The 23,589-nt window shown below is 73.6% G+C and carries 5 protein-coding genes and 1 pseudogene; all 6 read left to right on the top strand.

Going from position 1 to position 23,589, the window contains the following annotated elements; all coding sequences use genetic code 11:
* Positions 1-139 precede the first annotated feature (139 nt).
* Positions 140-9,783, top strand: a pseudogene (locus tag NEH16_RS02045) (amino acid adenylation domain-containing protein); the annotation flags it as partial.
* Positions 9,784-9,807: 24 nt separating this feature from the next.
* The gene (locus tag NEH16_RS02035; RefSeq protein WP_265538712.1) at positions 9,808-21,123 is read left to right on the top strand and encodes a non-ribosomal peptide synthetase; all 11,316 of its coding nucleotides are present in this window, start codon (positions 9,808-9,810) and stop codon (positions 21,121-21,123) included.
* A 3-nt stretch (positions 21,124-21,126) separates the two neighbouring features.
* Positions 21,127-21,342, top strand: coding sequence for an MbtH family protein (locus NEH16_RS02030; RefSeq protein WP_265538711.1), 216 nt, complete (start codon positions 21,127-21,129; stop codon positions 21,340-21,342).
* Positions 21,343-21,352: 10 nt separating this feature from the next.
* A complete protein-coding gene (locus NEH16_RS02025; protein ID WP_265538709.1) occupies positions 21,353-22,606 on the top strand; it encodes a cytochrome P450 in 1,254 nt (417 codons plus the stop codon).
* Between the two features lie 26 nt (positions 22,607-22,632).
* Positions 22,633-23,376, top strand: coding sequence for an SRPBCC family protein (locus tag NEH16_RS02020; RefSeq protein WP_265538707.1), 744 nt, complete (start codon positions 22,633-22,635; stop codon positions 23,374-23,376).
* On the top strand, positions 23,376-23,576 hold the full coding sequence (locus NEH16_RS02015) for a hypothetical protein (protein ID WP_265538704.1): 201 nt from the start codon (positions 23,376-23,378) through the stop codon (positions 23,574-23,576). Before NEH16_RS02020 ends, NEH16_RS02015 begins: the two co-directional genes overlap by 1 nt.
* Positions 23,577-23,589 lie beyond the last annotated feature (13 nt).

Below are 23,589 nucleotides of genomic sequence, written 5' to 3'. Positions count from 1 at the left end.
TGGTGCTGGACGCTCTGCCGCTGACCCCCAACGGCAAGCTGGACCGACGCGCGCTCCCGGCCCCGACCACCGGCCCGCCGCACCGGGCCGCGCCCCGCGCAGCGCGGTCGAGCACCTGCTCGCCGGGCTCTTCGCCGAAGTGCTGGGCGTCGGCCAAGTCGGCCTGGACGACGGCTTCTTCGACCTCGGCGGACACTCCCTGCTCGGCACCCGGCTCATCGCCCGGGCCCGGTCCGTGCTGGGCGTGGAGCTGCGCCTCAGCGACCTGTTCGACGCGCCGACGGTGGCCGGGCTGGCGGCCAGGGTGGACGCGGCAGGACAGGCGCGCCCGGCGCTGGGCCGGCGGGATCGGCCCGAGACCGTGCCGCTCTCCTTCGCGCAGCGCCGGCTCTGGTTCCTGCACCGCATGGAGGGCCCGAGCGCCACGTACAACATCCCCCTCGCCCTGCGGCTGACCGGGAGCCTGGACGGGCGCGCCCTCGAAGCCGCCCTGGCGGACGTGGTCGAACGCCACGAGAGCCTGCGCACCGTCTTCCCCTCGGTCGCCGGAGTGCCGTGCCAGCGGGTGCTGGACCCCGACGCGGCCCGGCCCCGGCTGCGGGTGACCGAGACCGGCGAGCGCGAACTGCCCGACCGGCTGGCCGAGGCGGCCCGGCAGGGCTTCGATCTCTCCGGCGAACCGCCCCTGCGCGCCGAGCTGTTCCGCCTCGGCGACGAGGAGCACGTACTCCTGCTTGTCGTCCACCACATCGCCGGTGACGGCTGGTCGACGGGCCCGCTCTCGCAGGACCTGACGACCGCCTACGCGGCCCGGACCGAGGGCGCGAAGCCGCAGTGGTCCCCGCTGCCGGTCCAGTACGCCGACTACACGTTGTGGCAGCGCGAACTGCTGGGCGACGGGAGCGACCCGGACAGCCTGCTGGGTGCCCAGCTCGCCCACTGGCGCGAGCGGCTGGCGGGCCTGCCCGACCAGGTCGAGCTGCCCTTCGACCGGCCCAGGCCCGAGGTGATGTCCTACCGGGGCGCCCAGCTGCCGGTCAGCGTGGACGCGGAGCTGTGCGAGGACCTGCGCGCGGTCGCCCGTGACGGCGGCGCCAGCCTCTTCATGGTGCTCCAGGCCGGTCTTGCCGCGCTGCTCGGCAAGTTGGGAGCCGGGATCGACATCCCGATCGGCACGCCCGTGGCGGGGCGCACCGATGAGGCCCTGGACGATCTGGTGGGCTTCTTCGTCAACACACTGGTGCTGCGCACCGACCTGTCCGGCGACCCGACGTTCACCGAACTCCTCGCCCGGGTGCGCTCCGAGGCACTGAGCGCCTACGCCCACCAGGACGTGCCGTTCGAGCACCTGGTCGAGGCGCTGAACCCGGCGCGGACCCTCGCGCACCACCCGCTGTTCCAGACGATGCTCACCCTTCAGAACGCGCCCTCCGGCACCTTCGACCTGCCCCGGCTGCGCGTGGCGTCCGACCTGGTCCCCACCGGCACGGCCAAGTGCGACCTGACCTTCGTCCTGGCCGAACAGCCCGGCAACGAAGGGCTGTCGGGCGTGGTGGAGTACAGCACGGACCTGTTCGACGCGGCCACCGTCACCGGCATCGTCGAGCGCTGGCTGCGGCTGCTGCGCGCCGTCGCCGCCGATCCCGGACGGCGCATCGGCCAGGTGGACGTGCTGTCCGCCGACGAACTCCGGGCACTGCTGCCAGCCGGCCGGAGTGCGGAACCTCCCCGGCACAGCCTGCCCGAGCTGTTCGAGCGCCAGGTGCGGGCCACCCCCGACGCCATCGCCCTCACGGACGGCGCGACCACACTCACGTACGGGGCGCTGAACGCCCGCGCCAACCGGCTGGCGCACGCCCTGATCGAACGGGGCGTCGTGCCGGAGCAGTTGGTGGCGCTGGCGCTTCCGCGCTCGGCGGAGCAGGTCGTGGCGGTGCTCGCGGTACTCAAGGCGGGAGCGGCGTACGTTCCGGTGGACCCGGAGTACCCGGCGGCCCGGATCGCCTACCTGCTCCAGGACACCCGGCCGTCACTGGTGCTGACGACCAGTCAGGTCGACGTGTGGGGCGTGGAGCGGCTGCTGCTGGACACCGCCGACCTCGACGGACTGCCCGACTCCGACCCGGGGATCACCGTCGACCCGGCCCACGCCGCCTATGTCATCCACACCTCCGGCTCCACCGGTGAGCCGAAGGGCGTCGTGATCCCGCACCGCAATGTGGTGCGTCTCTTCGACACCACACGCGAGCGGTTCGGTTTCGGCGCCGACGACGTGTGGACCCTCTTCCACTCCTACTCCTTCGACTTCTCGGTCTGGGAGCTGTGGGGTCCCCTGCTGCACGGCGGCCGCCTGGTCGTCGTGGACCACGAGACCAGCCGTTCGCCCGGCCGGTTCCTGGACCTGCTCGCCCGCGAGCGGGTGACCGTGCTCAACCAGACGCCGTCCGCCTTCTACCAGCTGATGCGGGCCGACGCCGAGGCCCCGGACACCGGCCGTCGGCTCGCCCTGCGCACGGTGGTCTTCGGCGGCGAGGCGCTGGAACACGCCCGGCTCACCAGCTGGTACGAGCGCCACCCCGAGGACGCGCCGCGCCTGGTCAACATGTACGGCATCACCGAGACCACGGTGCACGTCACCTACGCGGAACTCGGCCGGACCGCCACCGCCCCCGGCGACATCGGCACCGCCCTCCCCGACCTCCGGGCCTACGTACTCGACGCCGGCCTGCGCCCGGTCGCCCCGGGCGTCCCCGGCGAGCTGTACGTCGCGGGCCCCTGCCTGGCACGCGGCTACCTGAACCGGCCCGGCCTCACCGCAGGGCGCTTCGTGGCCGACCCCTACGGACCCGCGGGCTCACGCATGTACCGCAGCGGCGACGTGGTGCGCCGTACCCCGGACGGCACCCTGCGCTACGTCGGCCGGGCCGACCAGCAGGTGAAGGTGCGCGGTTTCCGCATCGAGCTGGGCGAGATCGAAGCGGTCCTGGCCGCGCATCCGGACATCGCGCAGGTCGCCGTCCTCGCCCGCCAGGACAGGGCCGACGACACCCGGCTCGTCGCGTACCTCGTACCGGCAGCCGAGCTGCGGGCAGCCGACGTACGGGCAGCCGATGCCGCCGCGCTGCGCGCGTACCTGCGCGAGCGGCTGCCCGAGCACATGGTGCCCGCCGCGTTCGTCACGCTCGACGCCCTGCCGCTCACCGTCAACGGCAAGCTCGACCACCGCGCCCTACCCGTCCCCGACCTCACCCCGGCGGCCACGTCCCGCGCGCCGCGCACCGCCCAGGAGCAAATTCTCTGCCAGCTGTTCGCGGAGGTCCTGGGCATTCCGTCGGCCGGCGTGGACGACGGCTTCTTCGAGCTCGGCGGGCACTCCCTGCTCGCCACCCGACTCGCCGCCCGGATCCGCGCCACGCTCGGCGTGGAGATGCCGCTGCGTACGCTCTTCGAGGCGCCGACCCCCGCAGCCCTGGCCGCCGCCCTGCCCGCCGCCGGACCGGCACAGGCAGCATTGGCGCGCCGCGAGCGCCCCGAGATGATCCCGCTGTCGTTCGCGCAGCGCCGGCTGTGGTTCCTCCACCAGCTGGAAGGCGCGGGCGCCAACTACCACATCTCCCTCGCCTGGCGGCTCTCCGGCGACCTGGACCTGCGGGCCCTGGAAGCCGCCCTGGCCGACGTCGTCGCCCGGCACGAGAGCCTGCGCACCGTGTTCCCGGCGGTCGACGGCGTCCCGCACCAGCGCGTGCTGGCCGCGGCCGAAGCTCGCCCCGGTCTGCCCGTGCACCACACCACCGAGGCCGGGCTGCCCGCCCTGATGGCGGCGGTGCGGGACCGGCGCTTCGACCTGGCAACCGACCTGCCGCTGCGCGCCGAGCTGTTCGCCCTCGCACCGGACGACCACGTCCTCCACCTGGTGCTCCACCACATCGCGGGCGACGGCTGGTCGCTGAGCCCCCTCGCCCAGGGCCTGACCGACGCCTACGCGGCGCGCGTCCGTGGCGAGGCCCCGCAGTGGGCGCCGCTTCCCGTCCAGTACGCCGACTACACCCTCTGGCAGCACGAACTCCTCGGCGACTCCGCCGACCGGGGCAGCCTGCTCGCCGCCCAGGCCGACTACTGGACCCGGCAGCTCGCCGGGCTCCCCGAGCTGATCGAGCTGCCCGCCGACCGGCCCCGCCCGGCGGTCGCCTCGCACCGGGGCGGTTCCGTGCGCGCCGGCCTGGACGCCGACCTGCACCGGGGGCTCCGCGAGCTGGCCCGCGCCCACGGGACGAGCCTGTTCATGGTGCTCCAGGCGGGGTTGGCCGCCCTGCTGAGCAAGCTGGGGGCCGGCGACGACATCCCGGTCGGCAGCCCGGTTGCCGGCCGCACCGACCAGGCGCAGGACGAGCTGATCGGCTACTTCGTCAACACCCTGGTCTTCCGCACCGACACCTCGGGCGACCCGACCTTCGCCGAGCTGCTGGAACGGGTCCGGGACACCGCGCTCGCCGGGTATGCCCACCAGGACGTGCCGTTCGAATACCTGGTCGAGGTGCTGAACCCGTCCCGGTCACTCGCGCACCACCCGTTGTTCCAGGTCATGCTGGCGCTCCAGAACGCGCCCCGAGCCGACTTCGCTCCGCCCGGCCTGCGCGTCGAGGACATGCCGTCCGCGTCGGCCACGGCCAAGCTGGACCTCATCTTCACGATGTCCGAACGGCACGCGGAGGACGGCTCCCCGGACGGGCTCGAAGGGTCCGTCGAGTACGCCGAAGACCTGTACGACCCGGCCACCGTCGAGACGATGCTCGCCCGGTGGGAGCGGCTGCTCCGCATCGCGGTCGCGGACCCCCGGCAGCGGCTCAGCCGGCTCGACCTGCTCACTGCCGACGAGCACGCAGCACTTGCGGCGCTGGGCACCGGACCGTCGGCCCAGACCGGCACCGAAACGGTGCCGGAGCTGTTCCGGGAACATGTCCGGCAGCACCCGGACCTGACGGCGCTCGTGTGCGGCGATGCCTTCCTGTCGTATGCGGAGTTGGATGCGCGGGCGAACCGGCTGGCGCGTGTGCTGATCGCGCGGGGTGCGGGTCCGGAGCGGTTGGTCGCGGTGGCGTTGCCGAGGTCGGCGGAGCTGGTGGTGGCGATTCTCGCGGTGCTGAAGTCGGGGGCGGCGTATGTGCCGGTGGATCCGGAGTACCCGGCCGCTCGGATCGCGTACCTCCTGGACGACGCCCGGCCCGTGCTCACCGTGACCGATACGCGTACCGGGCAGAGCCTTCCGGGGGTGGCCGACGACCGGTTGGTGCTCGACGACCCGGAGACCTCCGCGCTGATCGAAGGGTGCCCCGCCACCGACCCGATGGTGCCGGTCGATCCGGCCCAGCCGGTCTACGTCATCTACACCTCGGGGTCCACCGGCCGCCCCAAGGGCGTCGTCGTCACGCACACCGGTCTGGTCAACCTGTACGCGCACCACGGCCTGCTGGTCTCGCCGACGGGGGAGCGGCTGCGCGTCGGGCTCACCACGTCCGTGTCGTTCGACGCCTCTCTGGACCAGCTGTTCGCCGTGTTCGCCGGGCATGAGCTGCACGTCCTGGACGAGGCGACGTGGACCGATCCGCAGGCTTACCTCGACTACGCGGCGCGCCGCGGTCTGGACTATGTCGAGGCGACCCCCTCCTACCTCGCGGTGCTGGTCGAGCAAGGGCTGCTGGACGGTTCCCGGCGTCGTCCGTCGCTGGTCGCGGCTGGCGGTGAGGCCGTCCCGCAGCAGCTGTGGGAGCGGCTGAGGGACGCCGAGGGGACGGTGTGCCACAACCTGTACGGGCCCTCCGAGTGCACGGTCAACTCGGTGACCGCGCCCGTGGCATCGAGCCCGCGCCCGGTCATCGGCAGGCCCGTCGCCAACGCCCGACTCCATGTGCTGGACGGCGCCTTGCGACCGGTGCCGACCGGTGTGGCGGGCGAGCTGTACATCGCGGGCTCCGGGCTGGCGCGCGGCTACCTGAACCGGCCGGGCCTGACGGCAGGACGGTTCGTCGCCGACCCGTACGGCCCGGACGGTACGCGCATGTACCGCACGGGTGACCTGGTGCGCTGGAACGCGGACGGGAACCTCGAGTTCCTGGGGCGTACGGACGATCAGGTGAAGGTACGCGGTTTCCGCATCGAGCTGGGCGAGATCGAGGCCGTCCTCGGCGAGCACGAGGACATCGCACGTACCGCCGTGGTCGCCCGGCAGGACGGCGCGCAGGGCTCCAGGCTGATCGCGTACGTGCAACCCGCCGCCGGTGCCGCGCCGCAGACCGAGGGGCTGCGGGCGCACCTGCGTGAGCGGCTGCCGGAGTACATGGTGCCCGCCGCCTTCGTTCCGCTCGACGCGCTGCCGCTGACCCCCAACGGCAAGCTGGACCGGCGCGCCCTGCCCGAGCCCGACGCCGCCACGACGGCCGGCCGGGCGCCGCGTACGCCCGAGGAACACGTACTGGCCGGGCTGTTCGCCGAGGTGCTGGGGGTGCCCCGGGTCGGCGCCGACGACGACTTCTTCGACCTCGGCGGGCACTCCCTGCTCGCCACCCGGCTCGTCGCCCGCGTCCGCGCGACGCTCAACGTGGAGCTGGCCCTCCCCACCCTCTTCCGTACGCCGACCGTGGCCGGACTGGCCGCGGGGCTGGGCGCCGCCGGCCGGGCCCGGCCCGCACTGGCACCGGCGGAGCTGCCCGAGCGGGTGCCGCTGTCCTCCGCTCAGCGCCGCCTCTGGTTCCTGCGCCAGCTGGAGGGCGCCGCATCCGTCTACAACATGCCCCTCGGCTGGCGGCTCACCGGCCCGCTGGACCCCGCCGCCCTCGCAGCGGCGCTCGGTGACCTCGTGGACCGGCACGAAACTCTGCGTACGGTGTTCCCCGCCGAGGAAGGGGTGCCGTACCAGCACGTCCTGCCGGTCGGAGAAGCACACCCGGCCCTGGCGGTGACCCCGGCCGACACGCAGACACTGCCGGAACTGCTCACGGCCGCCGCCGCGCGCGGTTTCGACCTGGCCGCCGAACCTCCCCTGCGCGCCGAGGTGTTCGAGGTCGCGGCGGACGAGCACGTACTGCTCCTCGTGATGCACCACATCGCCGGGGACGGCTGGTCGCTCGGACCGCTCGCCGCCGACCTGGCCACCGCGTACGCGGCACGCGTCCGTGGCGAGGCCCCGCAGTGGGCACCGCTTCCCGTTCAGTACGCCGACTACACCCTCTGGCAGCACCAACTCCTCGGTGACGCGTCCGACGAGGACAGCCTGCTCGCCCGGCAGACCGACTACTGGACCCGGACGCTCGCGGGCCTGCCGGAACAGATCCGGCTCCCCGCCGACCGCCCCCGCCCCGCAACCCCTTCCAGTGCCGGCGGCCGGCTCGCGATCGAGCTGGACGCGGAACTCCACGCCGGGCTGGTCCGCCTCGGCCGCGAGCACGGCGCCAGCGTGTACATGGTGCTCCAGGCCGCCCTGGCCTCCCTGCTCGACAAACTCGGGGCGGGCAAGGACATCCCGGTCGGCAGCCTCATCGCCGGCCGCACCGACCAGGCCCTCGACGACCTCATCGGGTTCTTCGTCAACACGCTGGTCCTGCGCACCGACACCTCGGGCGACCCCACGTTCGCCGAACTGCTGGGCCGCGTCCGGGAGAACGCGCTCGGCGCGTACGCCCACCAGGACCTGCCGTTCGAGCAGGTCGTGGAGGCGCTGAACCCGGCCCGCTCGCTCACCCGCCAGCCGCTGTTCCAGGTGCTGCTGGCCCTCCAGAACGTGCCCCGCACCGATTTCGCCCTGAGCGGTCTCGCCACCGAACCCGTCCTGGTGGGGACGCCGACGACGATGTTCGACCTCGGCTTCCACCTCCTGGAGCGCGGCGGCCCCGGCGCCGCCGAGGGCATCGTCGGGCGCGTCGAGTACAGCACCGACCTGTTCGACCCCGCCACCGTGGAGTCGTTGGTCGCCCGCTGGCTGCGGCTGCTCGCGGCGGTCGTCGCCGATCCGGGGCTCCCGCTGAGCCGGATCGACGTCCTCACCGCCGCCGAACGGCACGAGCTGCTGGCCGCCCGCAACGACACCGCCCGCCCGGCCGCCGACACCACCCTCCCCGCACTCTTCGAGCAGCGGGTCCGGGCCACCCCCGACGCCCCGGCCGTGGTTTTCGAGGACACCGTGCTGTCGTACGGGGAGCTGAACCGCCGGGCCAACCGCCTCGCCCACGCCCTGACGGCCCGAGGGGCGGGCCCCGAGCAGGTCGTCGCCCTGCGGCTGCCGCGCTCCGCCGAGCTGGTGGTCGCCGTGCTCGCGGTACTGAAGACCGGCGCGGCGTACCTGCCGGTGGACCCGGACTACCCGGCCGCCCGCATCGCGTACATGATGGAGGACGCGCGCCCGGCCGTGGTGCTCGACGACCTCGCCGCCGTGACGCCGTCCGGCACACTGCCCGAGCACGACCCGGGCGTGCGCGCGGACACCCGCCACCCGGCCTACGTCATCTACACCTCCGGCTCCACCGGCCGGCCCAAGGCCGTCGTCATGCCCGCCGCCGCCCTGCTCAACCTGCTGGCCTGGCACCACCGCGCCGTCGGCGGCGAACCCGGCACGCGCACCGCGCAGTTCACCGCGATCAGCTTCGACGTCTCCGTGCAGGAGATGCTGTCCGCCCTGCTGTACGGGAAGACCCTGGTGGTGCCCACCGAGGAGCAGCGCCGCAGCGCCGAACTGTTCGCCCACTGGCTGGACCGCCACCGCGTCCAGGAGCTGTTCGCACCGAACCTGGTGGTCGAGGCACTGGCCGAGGCCGTCGAGGAAGCCGGTCTCGAACTGCCGCACCTGCGGCTCGTCGCCCAGGCCGGGGAGGCGATGCGCCTGGGCGGTGCCGTACGCCGCTTCGCCGCCCGGCCCGGCCGGGTGCTGCACAACCACTACGGCCCCGCCGAGACCCACGTCGTCACCGCCTACGCCCTCCCCGGCGACCCGGCCGACTGCCCGCGGCCCGTGCCGATCGGCCGTCCCGTCGACAACTGCCGGGTGTACGTCCTGGACGAGGCCCTGCGACCGGTCGCCCCCGGCGTCCTGGGCGAGCTGTACCTCGCCGGCACCGGGCTCGCCCGGGGCTACCTCGACCGGCCCGGGCTGACCGCCGGCCGTTTCGTCGCCGATCCGTACGGGCCGGCCGGCGCGCGCATGTACCGCACCGGAGACCTGGTGCGCTGGGGAGCCCACGGCGAGCTGGAGTTCGCCGGCCGGGCCGACCACCAGGTCAAGGTGCGCGGCTTCCGCATCGAACCCGGCGAGATCGAGGCCGAGCTCACCGCCCACGCAGGCGTTGCCCAGGTCGCGGTGCTCGCCCGGGAGGACCGGATCGTCGCCTACGTCGTCCCGTCGGACCCGGCCGGGACGACCCCGGCGGCACTCGCCGCACACCTGGGCGACCGGCTGCCGGAGTACCTGGTTCCGTCCGGGTTCGTGCTGCTCGACGCGTTGCCGTTGACGCCGAACGGGAAGCTGGACCGGGCGGCGCTGCCCGCGCCGGACGTCGCGTCCACGGGGGCGGCCGGGCGCCGCGCACCCCGCAGGAACAGATCCTGTGCGAGCTGTTCGCCGACGTCCTGGGCCTCTCCCGGGTCGGGGCCGACGACGACTTCTTCGCGCTGGGCGGGCACTCCCTACTCGCCACCCGGCTCGTCTCGCGGGTCCGGGCGACCCTCGGTATCGAACTGGAACTGCGCGCCCTGTTCCGCGACCCGACCCCCGCCGGGCTGGCGGCCGGGCTGCACGACGCCGGCACCGCGCGCCGCGCACTCGTGCCCCGGCCTCGGCGCGAGATGCTGCCGCTGTCGTTCGCCCAGCGCCGCCTCTGGTTCCTCCAGCAGTTCGGCGCGCCGAGCGCCACCTACCACATGCCGCTGGCCCTGCGGCTCTCCGGCGACCTCGACCGGGACGCGCTCGGCGCCGCCCTGGCCGACGTGATGACCCGCCACGAGACCCTGCGCACGGTGTTCCCGCACACCGGCGGCATCCCGCACCAGCGCGTGCTGGACACCGCCGAGGCCGGCGTCCCGCTGACCGTGCGCCCGGCCGGCGCGTCCGAGGTGCCCGCGCTGCTGCGGGACGCGGCCGTGCGCGGCTTCGACCTGACCACCGAAATCCCCGTGCGGGCCGAGCTGTTCGCGGTCGCACCGGACGAGCACGTGCTGCTCCTCGTCATGCACCACATCGTCGGGGACGGCTGGTCCATGGGCCCGCTCGCCCGCGACCTGGCCGCCGCTTACACCACCCGGCGGAGCGGCGGAGCACCGGAGTGGCCGCCGCTGCCGGTGACGTACGCGGATTACACCTTGTGGCAGCACGAACTCCTCGGCGACGAGGACGACCCCGACAGCCTCTTCTCCCGTCAAGTCGCCTACTGGGAACGGACGCTGGCGGGCATGCCCGAACAGCTCCACCTCCCCGCCGACCGACCGCGCCCGGCCGTCATGTCGTACGCCGGGGATGTGCTGGAACTCCGCATCGACGCCGAACTGCACGCGCGGCTCGTAGAGTTGGCCCGGCGATCCGGCGCCACCCTCTTCATGGTGTTGCAGGCGGGTCTGGCCGCGCTGTACACACGGTTGGGCGCGGGGACGGACATCGCGATCGGGAGTCCGATCGCGGGGCGTACCGACGAGGCGCTGGACGATCTGGTCGGGTTCTTCGTGAACACCTTGGTGCTCCGGACGGACACCAGTGGTGACCCGAGCTTCGGTGAGCTGCTGGGCCGGGTGCGGGAGACGGCGTTGTCGGCGTACGCGCATCAGGACGTGCCGTTCGAGCATCTGGTGGAGGCGCTGAACCCCTCCCGGTCGCTGTCCCACCACCCCCTCTTCCAGACCGGCCTGGCCGTGCAGAACGCGCCGGGCGGCGCCTTCGACCTCCCCGGCCTCCAGGTCTCCGCGCTGCCCGTGCTCACGGGGACCGCGCGGCTCGACCTGACCTTCGGGTTCGCCGAGGAGTACGGCCCCGACGGCGAGCCGGCCGGCCTCAGCGGCGCCGTGGAATACAGCACCGACCTGTTCGACCGCGCGACGGTCGAGGCGCTGGCCGCCAGGTGGACCAGGCTGCTGGCCGAGGTCGTCGCCGCTCCGGAGCGCCCGATCGGTGCCATCGATCTGCTGTCCGCCGCGGAGCGCGGCGCGCTGCTGCCCGCCGTCGCGGACGAGGCGGCCGGGACGAGCCTTCCGGAACTGTTCGCGGGGCGGGTGGCGGCGACACCGGACGCGGTCGCCCTCGTCTGCGGCGACGAGGAGTTGACGTACCGACAACTCGACGTGCGCGCCAACCGGTTCGCTCATGCGTTGATCGCGCGTGGGGTGGGCCCGGAGCAGGTGGTGGCGGTGGCTCTGCCGAGGTCGGTGGAGTCGGTGGTCGCCGTGCTCGGTGTGCTGAAGGCCGGTGCGGCGTATCTGCCGGTGGACCCGGCGTACCCCGAGGCCCGTATCGCGTACATGCTCGATGACGCTCGTCCGGCCCTCGTGGTGGACGACCCCGCGATGGTGTCGCAGGGCGACCGGCCCGAGAGCGACCCGCAGGTCGCGCTCGATGTGCGGCACCCGGCCTACGTCATCTACACCTCCGGCTCGACCGGCCGCCCCAAGGGCGTCGTCGTGAGCCACGCCGGTGTGTCGCGTCTGGCAGCGGTGCAGGCCGACCGGCTCGGCGTGGCGGCGGGGAGCCGGGTGCTCCAGTTCGCCTCGCCCAGCTTCGACGCGTCCTTCTGGGACCTGTGCGGCGCGCTGCTGACCGGCGCCGCGCTCGTCCTCGCCCCCGCCGACACCCCGCTGGACGCCCTCGCGGACCCGGACCTCGGCGTCACCCATGTGACACTGCCGCCCTCCGCCCTCGCCGCACTGGGCGATGCCGGACTCACCGCCTCCACCCTGGTGGTCGCGGGCGAGGCGTGCCCGCCGGAACTGGTCGAGCGGTGGGCCCCCGGACGCCGCATGATCAACGCGTACGGCCCGACCGAGACCACGGTCTGCGCCACCATGAGCGATCCGCTCGTCCCGGGCACCGGTGTGCCCCCGATCGGCCGCCCGGTCGCGGACTTCCGGACCTACGTCCTGGACGAACGGCTGCGCGCCGTACCGCCGGGCGTGACCGGTGAGTTGTACGTTGCCGGGCCCGGCCTGGCCCGCGGCTACCTGGGCCGCCCCGGCCTCACGGCGGGACGGTTCACGGCCTGCCCCTTCGGTCCGGCGGGCGCGCGGATGTACCGCACCGGCGACCTGGTCCGGCGCCGCGCCGACGGCGAGCTGGAGTATGCCGGCCGCGCCGACCAGCAGGTGAAGGTGCGCGGCTTCCGGATCGAGCCGGGCGAGGTCGAGGCCGCGCTCGCCGCGCACCCCGGCGTGGCCCAGGCCGCCGTCGTGGCCCGGGACGACCGGCTCGTCGGCTACGTGGTGCCGCGTCCCGGTGCGGCCGTGCGCCCCGTGGAGCTGGCCGCCCACCTGCGCGACCGGCTGCCGGACTACCTGGTGCCGTCCGCGTTCGCGCTGCTCGACGCGTTGCCGTTGACGCCGAACGGGAAGCTGGACCGGGCGGCGCTGCCCGCGCCGGACCCCGCGTCCACGGACGGCGGCCGGGCGCCGCGCACCCCGCGTGAGCAGATCCTCGCCGAACTGTTCGCGGAGGTGCTCGACGTGCCCCGGGTCTCCGTGGACGACGACTTCTTCGACCTGGGCGGGCACTCCCTGCTCGCCACCAGGCTGGTCGCCCGGGTGCGCTCGGTGCTCGGCGTGGAACTCGGGCTGCGCGCCCTCTTCCAGGCACCCACCGTGGCCGGCCTGGCCGGGGCACTGGCGGCGGCCGACGGGGTGCGCCCGGCGCTCACCGCGTACGAGCGGCCCGAAACGGTGCCGCTGTCCTTCGCGCAGCGCCGCCTGTGGTTCCTGCACCGCATGGACGCCACCGCCGCCACATACCACATCCCGCTGGCGCTCCAGCTGACCGGAACGCTCGACCGGGGCGCGCTCGACCAGGCGCTGGCCGATGTGGTGGCCCGGCACGAGAGCCTGCGGACGGTGTTCCCGGAGGTCGACGGCGTACCCTGCCAGCGGCTGCTGGAACCGGCAGCCGTCCGGCTCCGGGCCCGCGCGCCCGAGGTGCCGGCGGACGAACTGCCGCACCTCCTCGCCGAGTCCGCCCGGCAGCCCTTCGACCTGTCGGCCGAACCGCCCTTGCGCGCCGAGTTGTTCACGGTCGCACCCGACGAGTACGTGCTGCTCCTCGTCATGCACCACATCGTCGCCGACGGCTGGTCCACCGGCCCGCTGGCCCGCGACCTCGCCGAGGCGTACGCGGCACGCTGCGAAGGCCGGCCTGCGGCCAGGCCGGAACTGCCGGTCCAGTACGCCGACTACACGCTCTGGCAGCGCGAACTCCTCGGTGACGCCGCTGACCCGGAGAGCCGCTTCGCCGAACAACTCGGCTACTGGAAGCGGCAACTTGCCGACCTGCCGGAACTGCTTCCCCTGCCCACCGACCGCCCCCGCCCCGCCGTCGCCGGCCGGCAGGGCGACCACATCGGCCTGGAACTCGACACCGAACTGCACACCTCACTGGCCGAGCTGGCCAGGCGGACGGGCACCAGCCTGTTCATGGTGTTGCAGGCGGGTCTGGCCGCGCTGTACACGCGGTTGGGCGCGGGGACCGATATCCCGATCGGGAGTCCGATCGCGGGGCGTACCGACGAGGCGCTGGACGATCTGGTCGGGTTCTTCGTGAACACCTTGGTGCTCCGGACGGACACGAGCGGCGATCCGAGTTTCGGTGAGCTGCTGGGTCGGGTGCGGGAGACGGCGTTGTCGGCGTACGCGCATCAGGACGTGCCGTTCGAGCATCTGGTGGAGGCGCTGAACCCGTCCAGGTCGCTGTCCCACCACCCTCTCTTCCAGACCATCCTGGCCGTGCAGAACGCCCCGACCGGCCGGTTCTCGCTGCCCGGCCTGGACGTCACGACCTACGCGGTCGCGACCGGCACCGCCAAGTTCGACCTCGGCGTGAGCATGGTGGAGCGGTTCTCTCCGGACGGCGCCCCGGCCGGCATCGTCGGAGCCGTCGAGTACGCCACCGACCTGTTCGACCGCACGACGGTCGAGACGCTGGTCCGCCGTTGGACGCTCCTGCTGAAGGCCGTCACCGCAGACCCGGAACAGCCGATCGGCGGGATCGACCTCCTCGACGCCGACGAGCGGCACCGGCTGCTGGAACGGGACAACGCCACCACCCGAGACGTCGGCGCGGTCCCGCTTCCCCGGGCCTTCGCGGCCCAGGTGGAGGCGACACCCGACGCGCTCGCACTCGTCTGCGGCGACGACGAACTGACATATCGACAACTCGACAGCCGTGCCAACCGCTTCGCCCACGCCCTGATCGCGCGTGGGGTGGGTCCGGAGCAGGTGGTGGCGGTGGCTCTGCCGAAGTCGGTGGAGTCGGTGGTCGCGGTCCTGGGGGTACTGAAGGCCGGTGCGGCGTATCTGCCGGTGGACCCGGCGTATCCGCGGGCGCGGATCGCGTACATGCTGGACGATGCCCGTCCGGCGTTGGTGGTCGACGACCCCGCGACGGTGTCGGAGGGCGACTGGCCGGAGACCGACCCGCGGGTCGCGCTCGATGTGCGGCACCCGGCCTACGTCATCTACACCTCCGGCTCGACCGGTCGGCCCAAGGGTGTCATCGTCGGACACGGTGGTCTGGCGAGCCTGGTCGCCGGGCAGATCGAACGCTTCGCGGTCCGACCCGACAGCCGGGTCCTCCAGTTCGCCTCGCCCAGCTTCGACGCCTCGGTCTCGGAGATCTGCACCGCCCTGCTCAGCGGCGCCGCCCTCGTGCTGCCCCCGGCGACCGAGCCCGTCGCCGCACTCACCGACCCGGACCTCGGCATCACCCATGTCACGGTGCCGCCGTCGGTCCTGGCCGCCGTGCCGGACGGGACCGTGCGCGCGTCCACGCTGGTCGTGGCCGGGGAGGCGTGCCCGCCCGAGCTGGTGGCGCGGTGGGCGCCCGGACGCCGCATGATCAACGCGTACGGCCCGACCGAGACCACCGTCTGCGCGACCATGAGCGACCCGCTGACCCCCGGCCACGGTGTGCCACCGATCGGCCGGCCCATCGCCAACGCCCGGGTGTACGTCCTGGACGACCGGCTCGGGCCCGTGCCGCCCGGCGTCACCGGCGAGCTGTACGTGGCAGGCGCGGGCCTCGCCCGGGGCTACCTCAACCGGCCCGGGCTGACGGCGGGCAGGTTCGTCGCCTGCCCATTCGTCCCCGGTGAGCGCATGTACCGCACCGGCGACCTCGTCCGCCGACTCGGCGACGGACAGCTGGAGTACGCCGGCCGCGCCGACGACCAGGTGAAGGTGCGCGGCTTCCGTGTCGAACCCGGCGAGATCGAGGCCGCACTCACCGCACACCCCGCCGTCGCGCAGACCGCCGTCCTCGCTCAGGACGACCGGCTCGTCGGCTACGTCGTCCCGCACCAGGACCCGGCCAGGGACAGCGGCCTCGAAGCGGACCAGGTGGGGGAGTGGCAGGACATCTACGACGCCCTGCCCATCGCTCCCGACACGGCACCCTTCGGCGACAACTTCGTCGGCTGGAACAGCAGTTACGACGCACAGCCCATCCCCGAGGAGCAGATGCGCGAATGGCGGGACGCCACCGTGGCCCGCATCCTCGGCCTCGCCCCCCGCCGGGTGCTCGAAGTCGGCGTCGGCACCGGCCTGCTGCTCTCCCGGATCGCGCCCCACTGCGAGACCTACTGGGCGACCGACTTCTCCGCCACCGCCATCGACGCCCTGACCGCCCAGGTGGCCGACGAGGAACGGCTCATCGGGCGGGTGGTCCTCCAGACCCGTCCGGCGCACGACACCGAGGGACTGCCGGCCGGGGCGTTCGACACCATCGTCATCAACTCGGTGGTGCAGTACTTCCCGTCCGCCAACTACCTCGCCGACGTCATCGGCAAGCTCATGGGGCTGCTCGCCCCAGGTGGCGCCCTGTTCATCGGAGACGTACGCAATCTGCGCCTGCTGCGCCCGTTCGCGACCGCCGTCCAGCTGCACCGGACGGGTGACGACGCCGACCCCGCCGCCGTACGCCGTGCGGTGGAGCAGGCGGTCAGGGTGGAGAAGGAACTCCTGGTCGACCCGGACTTCTTCGCCGCCCTGCGGGAGCACGGCACGGACATCGGCACGGTGTCCGTCGAGGTCAAGCGCGGCCGCCACCACAACGAACTGAGCCGCTACCGCTACGACGTCACCCTGCACAAGGCACCCGCCGCCCCGGAGCCCGCGCCCCGGACCGCAGAGTTGGCCTGGGGCCGGGACATCGCAGGCCCCGACGCCCTGCGCGGCCTCCTCGCGGAGCCGCCCGCCGACGTCCTGCGGATCACCGGCGTCCCCAACCGCCGTGTCGTGCGGGAATCAGCCCTCGCCCGCGCGCTGCACGAAGACACCGCCGCCCTCGCGGAGCTGCGGGAACGGCTGCACGCCCCGGACGAGGAGCACGGCCTCCCCGACCCCGAGGACTTCCACGCCCTCGGCCGGGAGCACGGCCGCGCGGTGTCCGTCACCTGGTCGGCCACTTCGGACGACGCCCTGGACGTCGTCTTCGCGGACCCGGGCGTGCTCCACGGCTCCCCGGTCGCCTACCGCCCCACGCGGCCCGTCGGCCGGCCGCTGTCCTCGCTGACCAACCGCCCCACCGGCGGCCGGAGCACCGGCGCCCTCCTCGGCGAACTCCGCGACTGGCTGCGTGAACGGCTCCCCGACCACCTGGTCCCGTCGGCGTTCGTGGCGCTGGACGCCCTGCCGCTGACGGCCAGCGGGAAGCTGGACCGGCGCGCGCTGCCCGCGCCCGACCTCGGCCCCGCCGTGGGCGGACGGGCACCCCGCACCCCGCAGGAGCAGCTGCTCGCGGAGCTGTACGCCGAAGTCCTCGGACTCGCCCAGGTCGGGGTGGACGACAGCTTTTTCGACCTCGGCGGGCACTCGCTGCTCGCGACCCGCCTGGCCTCCCGGGTCCGAGCGACCCTCGGCGCGGAGCTGGAGGTCCGCACCCTCTTCGAGACCCCCACCGTGGCCGGTCTGGCGGCCCGCCTCGACGGGGCCGGAGCCGCCCGCCCCGCGCTGACCGCCCTGCCCCGCGCGGAGCGCGTGGAGCTGTCCTTCGCCCAGCGCCGCCTGTGGTTCCTGCACCGGATGGACGGGCCGAGCGCCACGTACAACATGCCGCTCGCGCTCGGCCTCACCGGCAGCCTCGACCGGCACGCGCTGCACGCCGCGCTCGCGGACGTCGTCGCCCGGCACGAGAGCCTGCGCACGGTGTTCCGCGAGACCGACGGCACCCCGCACCAGGTCGTGCTGACCCCGGCACAGGCGCACCCCGCGCTGCCCGTCGTGGATCTGGACGAGAGCGCGCTCCCCGGTCGCCTGGCCGAAGCGGCGCGGCGCGGCTTCGACCTCGCGGCGGAACCCCCGGTCCGGGCCGAGCTGTTCGCGCTCGCCCCCGACCGCCACGTACTGCTCGTCGTGGTCCACCACATCGCCGCCGACGGCTGGTCCATGGGCCCGCTCTCCGCCGACCTCGCGACCGCGTACGCCGCCCGCTGCCGCGACGAGGAACCGGGCTGGTCCCCGCTGCCCGTGCAGTACGCCGACTACACCCGCTGGCAGCGCGACCTGCTCGGTGACGCCGGCGACCCGGACAGTCTCTTCGCCCGGCAGCTCGCCTACTGGCGCGACGAGCTCGCGGGCATCCCGCAGCAGCTCCCGCTCCCCGCCGACCGGCCCCGGCCGCCCGTCGCCTCGCAGCGCGGCGACCGGGTCGTCGTCCGGCTCGACCCCGAGCTGCACCAGGCCCTGCGCGACCTGGCCGCCGAACGCGGCGCCAGCATGTTCATGGTGCTCCAGGCCGGACTCGCCGCCCTGCTCACCCGGCTCGGCGCCGGCACGGACATCCCCATCGGCAGCCCGATCGCCGGCCGCACCGACCAGGCGCTGGACGAGCTCGTCGGCTTCTTCGTCAACACCCTCGTCCTGCGCACCGACACCGGCGGCGACCCCGGCTTCGCGGAACTCCTGGGCCGCGTCCGGCAGAAGGCACTCACCGCGTACGACCACCAGGACGTGCCCTTCGAATACCTGGTGGAGGTGGCCAATCCGGTGCGGTCCCTGGCCCACCACCCGCTGTTCCAGGTCATGCTGGCCCTTCAGAACGCCCCGCTGGGCGACTTCGCCCTGCCCGGCCTCGACACGGACCACCTGGAGGCACCGACCGGGACATCCCGCGTCGACCTCACCTTCAGCCTCGCCGAGCAGTTCCGCCCGGACGGCGGCGCCGACGGACTCGTCGGCGCGGTGGAGTACGCCACCGACCTGTTCGACGCAGCCACCGTGGAGCTGCTGTTCGAGCGCTGGGCCCGGCTGCTGCGGGCGGCCGTCGCCGCACCGGACCGGCCGATCAGCCGGATCGGCCTCATGTCCGGCGCGGAACGCCACCGGCTGCTCCACGCGTTCAACGACACCGCCGCGGAACTGCCCCCGGACGCGCTGCCCGCGTTGTTCGCCCGCCAGGTGCGTGCCACCCCGGATGCCGTCGCCGTCGTGGCGGACGGCACCGAGCTGACGTACGCGGAACTCGACCGGCGGTCCGACACCCTGGCCCGGGCCCTGATCGGTCAGGGCGTCCGGCCCGAGAGCCCGGTCGCGGTCATGCTCGACCGCTCGGCCGAGCTGGTCGTGGCGATCCTGGCCGTCATCAAGGCGGGCGGCGCCTACGTCCCGCTCGACCCGCGTTTCCCGGCCTCCCGCATCGACCTGATCATGCGGGAGAGCGGCGCCGCGCTCGTCCTCACCCGGGAGGTGCTGGACGCGCTGGACAGTGCCGGACGCCATGGCCCGGACGCCGTGGAAGTGCCGTGCGAGCCGGGGCAGTTGGCGTACATCATGTACACCTCCGGCTCGACCGGGCGGCCGAAGGGCGTGGCCGTCACGCACCGGGACGTGGTGGGCCTCGCGCTCACTCCGGAGTGGCGGGGCGGCGGACACGAGCGGGTGCTCATGCACTCCCCGACCGCCTTCGACCTCTCCACGTACGAACTGTGGGTGCCGCTGCTCAGCGGCGGCCGGATCGTCGTCGCACCGCCCGGACAGCTCGACCTCGACCTGCTCCAGCACACCATCGACACGCACGGCGTCACCGGGCTCTGGCTGACCGCCGGGCTGTTCCGGCTCGTCGCGGAGGAGCGCCCCGGGCTGCTCGCCGGAGTGCGCGAGGTGTGGACCGGCGGCGACGTGGTCTCGCCGGCCGCCGTCGCCCGGGTGCTCGCCGCCTGCCCCGGCATCGAGGTCGTCAACGGCTACGGACCCACCGAGGCCACCACCCTCGCCACCCGCCACCAGGTACGCGGCCTCCCCGAGAACGCCGCCACCGTGCCGATCGGCGGCCCCATGGCGAACATGCGCGCCTACGTGCTGGACGACCGCCTGCGCCCGCTGCCGGCCGGCCTGGTCGGCGAGCTGTACCTCGCCGGGACGGGCGTCGCGCGCGGCTACTTCGGCCGGCCCGGCCTCACCGCGGAGCGCTTCACCGCCGACCTGTACGGGCCCGCCGGGAGCCGCATGTACCGCACCGGCGACCTCGCGTCGTGGCGCCCCGACGGCACGCTGGACTTCGCCGGGCGCGTCGACCACCAGGTCAAGCTGCGCGGCCAGCGCATCGAGCCCGGCGAGGTGGAAGCCGTCCTCGCGGGCTGCCCCGGCGTCGCCCAGGCGGCCGTCGTCGCCCGCGAGGACCGGCCCGGGGACAAGCGCCTCGTCGCCTACCTGGTGCCCGCGCCCGACGCCGTGCCGGAGACCGCCGAGCTGTCCGGCCGGCTGCGCCGCGAACTGCCCGACTTCATGGTCCCGGCCGCCTTCGTCACCGTGGACGCGCTGCCGCTCACCGCCAACGGCAAACTGGACCGGGCCGCGCTGCCCGCCCCGGAGTACGGCGTCTCGGGTGTGGGGCGCGGACCCCGGACCCCGCAGGAGCAGATGCTGTGCGGGCTCTTCGCCGAAGTGCTCGGCCGCGAACACATGGGCATCGACGACGGCTTCTTCGACCTGGGCGGACACTCGCTGCTGGCCGCCCGGCTGGCCGCCCGCATCCGCGAGACCCTGGGGCTGGAACTGGGGCTGCGGATGCTGTTCGAGGCGCCGACCGTCGCCGGGCTCACCGAACGCCTCGCCATGGACAACCCGGACGACGCGCTCGACGTACTGCTGCCGCTGCGGTCGACCGGCACCGAGACCCCGCTGTTCTGCGTGCACCCCGGCGGCGGCATCAGCTGGTCGTACAGCGGACTGCTCCACCACATCGACCCGCGGCACCCGGTCTACGCCCTCCAGGCGCGCGGTCTCGGACGCCCCGAGCCGCTGCCGGTGTCGTACGAGGACATGGCGGCCGACTACGCCGACCACATCCAGAAGATCCAGCCGCAGGGACCGTACCTGCTGCTCGGCTGGTCCGCGGGCGGACTGATCGCCCACGCACTCGCCTGCGAACTCCGGGCGCGCGGCGAACGGACCGCGCTGCTGGCCGTCCTCGACGCCTACCCCGTCAAGGACGTCCGGTTCGAGGACGAACCCGTGCCCACCGTGCGGGACGTGCTCGTCGGCGTGCTCGACGTGGACCCGGCCGAGCTGGGCGACCGCGACATCACCTACGCCGAGGTCGCCGAGGTGCTGAACCGGCGCGGCAGCGCGCTCGCCGGGCTCGACGAGCGGCAGGTGGAGGTCATCGTCGACATCATGATCAACAACGCGAAGCTGGCGGTCGACTTCGTCCCCGGCACGCACGACGGCGACCTGCTGCTGTTCAACTCCACGATCGACCGGGCCCAGGACGACGCCGGACCGGACGTCTGGCGGCCGTACCTCACGGGCCGGATCGAATCCCACGAGATCACCACCCGGCACGACCAGATGACCCGGGCCGGCTCGCTGGCCCAGATCGGACCGGTCCTGGCCGCCAGGATCGCCCAGGCCACCGGTGACATCGACGACACCGGTGACATCACCCTTTCCGCTCAGGAGGACTGACCCATGACCAACCCCTTCGACGACCAGGACGGCACCTTCCTCGTCCTCGTCAACGACGAGAACCAGCACTCGCTCTGGCCGCAGTTCGCCGACGTCCCCGCCGGCTGGACCGTCGCCCACGGCCCGGACACCCACGCCGCCTGCCTGGAGCACATCGAGCGGAACTGGACCGACATGCGGCCCAAGAGCCTCGCCGACGCCATGGACACCCGGCGGTAGCGCGGCCGTCATGACCTCCACCGACACCCTGGCCGGGGCCCGCGACACCGCGGGCCCCGCCCCGGTCCGCGACCTCGGCGCCGCCCTGCTCACCCCCGAGGCCCGGCGCGACCCCTACCCGCTCTACGCCCGCATGCGGCGCGAGGACCCGGTCCACCGCAGCACCCAGGGCGTCTGGTACCTCACCCGGTACGCCGACGTCGAGGCGGCCCTCGGCGACCTGCGGCTGTCCAACGACCGGTCCAGGATGACCCGGGCCTACACCGCGCTCGGCGGCGACCTCAAGGAGTTCAGCCGGCTCACCGACCGACTCGGCCGGGTGATGAGCAACACCGACCCGCCGGACCACGCCCGGCTGCGCAAACTCGCCAACCGGGCCTTCACCGCCCGCCGCGTCGAGGCCCTGCGCGGCCGCGTCCAGCACCTCGTGGACCGGCTCATCGACGCGGCGGTCGCCGCCGGTCCCGAGATGGAGCTGATCGAGGCGGTCGCCTCGCCGCTGCCCATGGCCGTCGTCTGCGAGCTGTTCGGCATCCCCGAGGAGGACCGGCCGCAGGTCAAGGAGTGGTTCCGCCGCTTCGGCCGGCTCAGCGAGGACCTGGCCAAGTCCGAGGCGGCGATCGACCAGTACGAGGACTACCTGTCCGGGCTCATCCGGCAGCGCCGGAGCGAACCGGGCGACGACCTGATCAGCGCCCTGGTCGCCACCCAGGCCCACGACGACCGGCTCACCGACTCCGAACTCCTCTCCACCTGCTTCGTCCTCATCACCGCGGGCGACGAGACCACCACCCACCTCATCACCAACGCCGTGCACGCCCTGCTGCGCCACCCGGACCAGCTGGCCCGGCTGCGCGAGGACCCCGGCCTCATGCGCGGCGCCGTCGAGGAGCTGGCCCGCTACGACACGGTGACCCAGGCCATCGTCCGGGTCGTCGCGCGGGACCTGGAGATCGGCGGACGGGCCCTGCGCGAGGGCGAGTTGGTGTACCTCTTCCTCGGCGCCACCAACCGCGACCCGGCACGCTTCGAGGACCCCGACCGGCTCGACCTGGCCCGCCCCGGCAACCGTCACCTCAGCTTCGGCCACGGCCCCCACTTCTGCCTCGGCGGGCCGCTCGCCCGGCTCCAGACCGAGCTGGCCGTCGGCACGCTGGTGCGCAGGCTGCCGGAACTGCGGCTGGCCGAGGGCGCGGAACTCGACTGGCGGCCCAACCCGCTGCAACGCAGGCTGCACGCCCTCCCGCTCACCCACCGACCATGAACGACGACGAAGGAGCAGCACCGACCATGGCCCGAGAATTCCAGGTCCGCAGGCAGCAGGAGCTGCCCGTCGCACCCCAGCAGGTCTGGGACGCGGTCGCCACCGGCGCCGGCAACCTCGGCTGGCTCTACCCGATGGAGATCGAACCCCGGGTCGGCGGAAAGGCGACCCGGGGCGACGCCACCGTGGTGACCTGGGAGCCGCCGCACCGCCTCGCGCTGCGGGCCACCCAGGACGGCGGCTTCTCCAACACGCTCAGCTACCACGTCGAGCCGGCCGACGACGGCACGAGCCAGCTGCGCATGGGCATCCACTGGGTGCACACGGGCGTCGTGGACGACGCCTGGAACTGGGACGCCAAGACGGACGTGGCCGAGAAGTACGTCGACTTCCACCAGCACGCCCTGACCGAATACCTCCGCCACTTCGCCGGACGCCCCGCCGTGTACGTACGGGCCCACCGCCCCGAACCGACCGCCGACCCGGCCGACTTCACCGAGCTGCGCCGCCGCCTCGGCCTCGCCGACGACGCCGCCGTCGGCGACCGTCTCACCCTCCTGGCCCCCGAGCCGGTGGAGGTGACCGTCGACTGGCTCAGCCCCGACTTCGTCGGCCTGCGCGGTCCGGACGCCCTGTACCGGTTCTTCAACGGCAGCACCTGGAACGTACCGATCTGGCTCGGCCACCACCTGTTCGCCGAGGACGCCGATGAGCAGCGGGCCACCGGGATGTGGTCGGCGTGGCTCAACGAGCCCTCCCGGGAGCGCTGATGGAAACCTCGACGCAGACGTTGCTGTTCGCCGCCGAACTCATCGAGGAGAACGGCACCTACACCCTCGTCGTGGAGGACGTGGACAAGGGCACCGTCCAGTCCACCCCGGTCCCCAGGGCGATGGTCGACAGACTCCCGGTCTTCCTCGCGGCACTCACCGCCAGATTCGGCCCGGAGCAGCAGCGCCGCGGCTGGTGATCCCGGCCGTACT

Origin of the sequence: Streptomyces drozdowiczii, assembly GCF_026167665.1 — a bacterium.
Lineage (GTDB): Bacteria > Actinomycetota > Actinomycetes > Streptomycetales > Streptomycetaceae > Streptomyces > Streptomyces drozdowiczii_A.
This window is presented reverse-complemented; position numbering and strand designations above follow the sequence as displayed.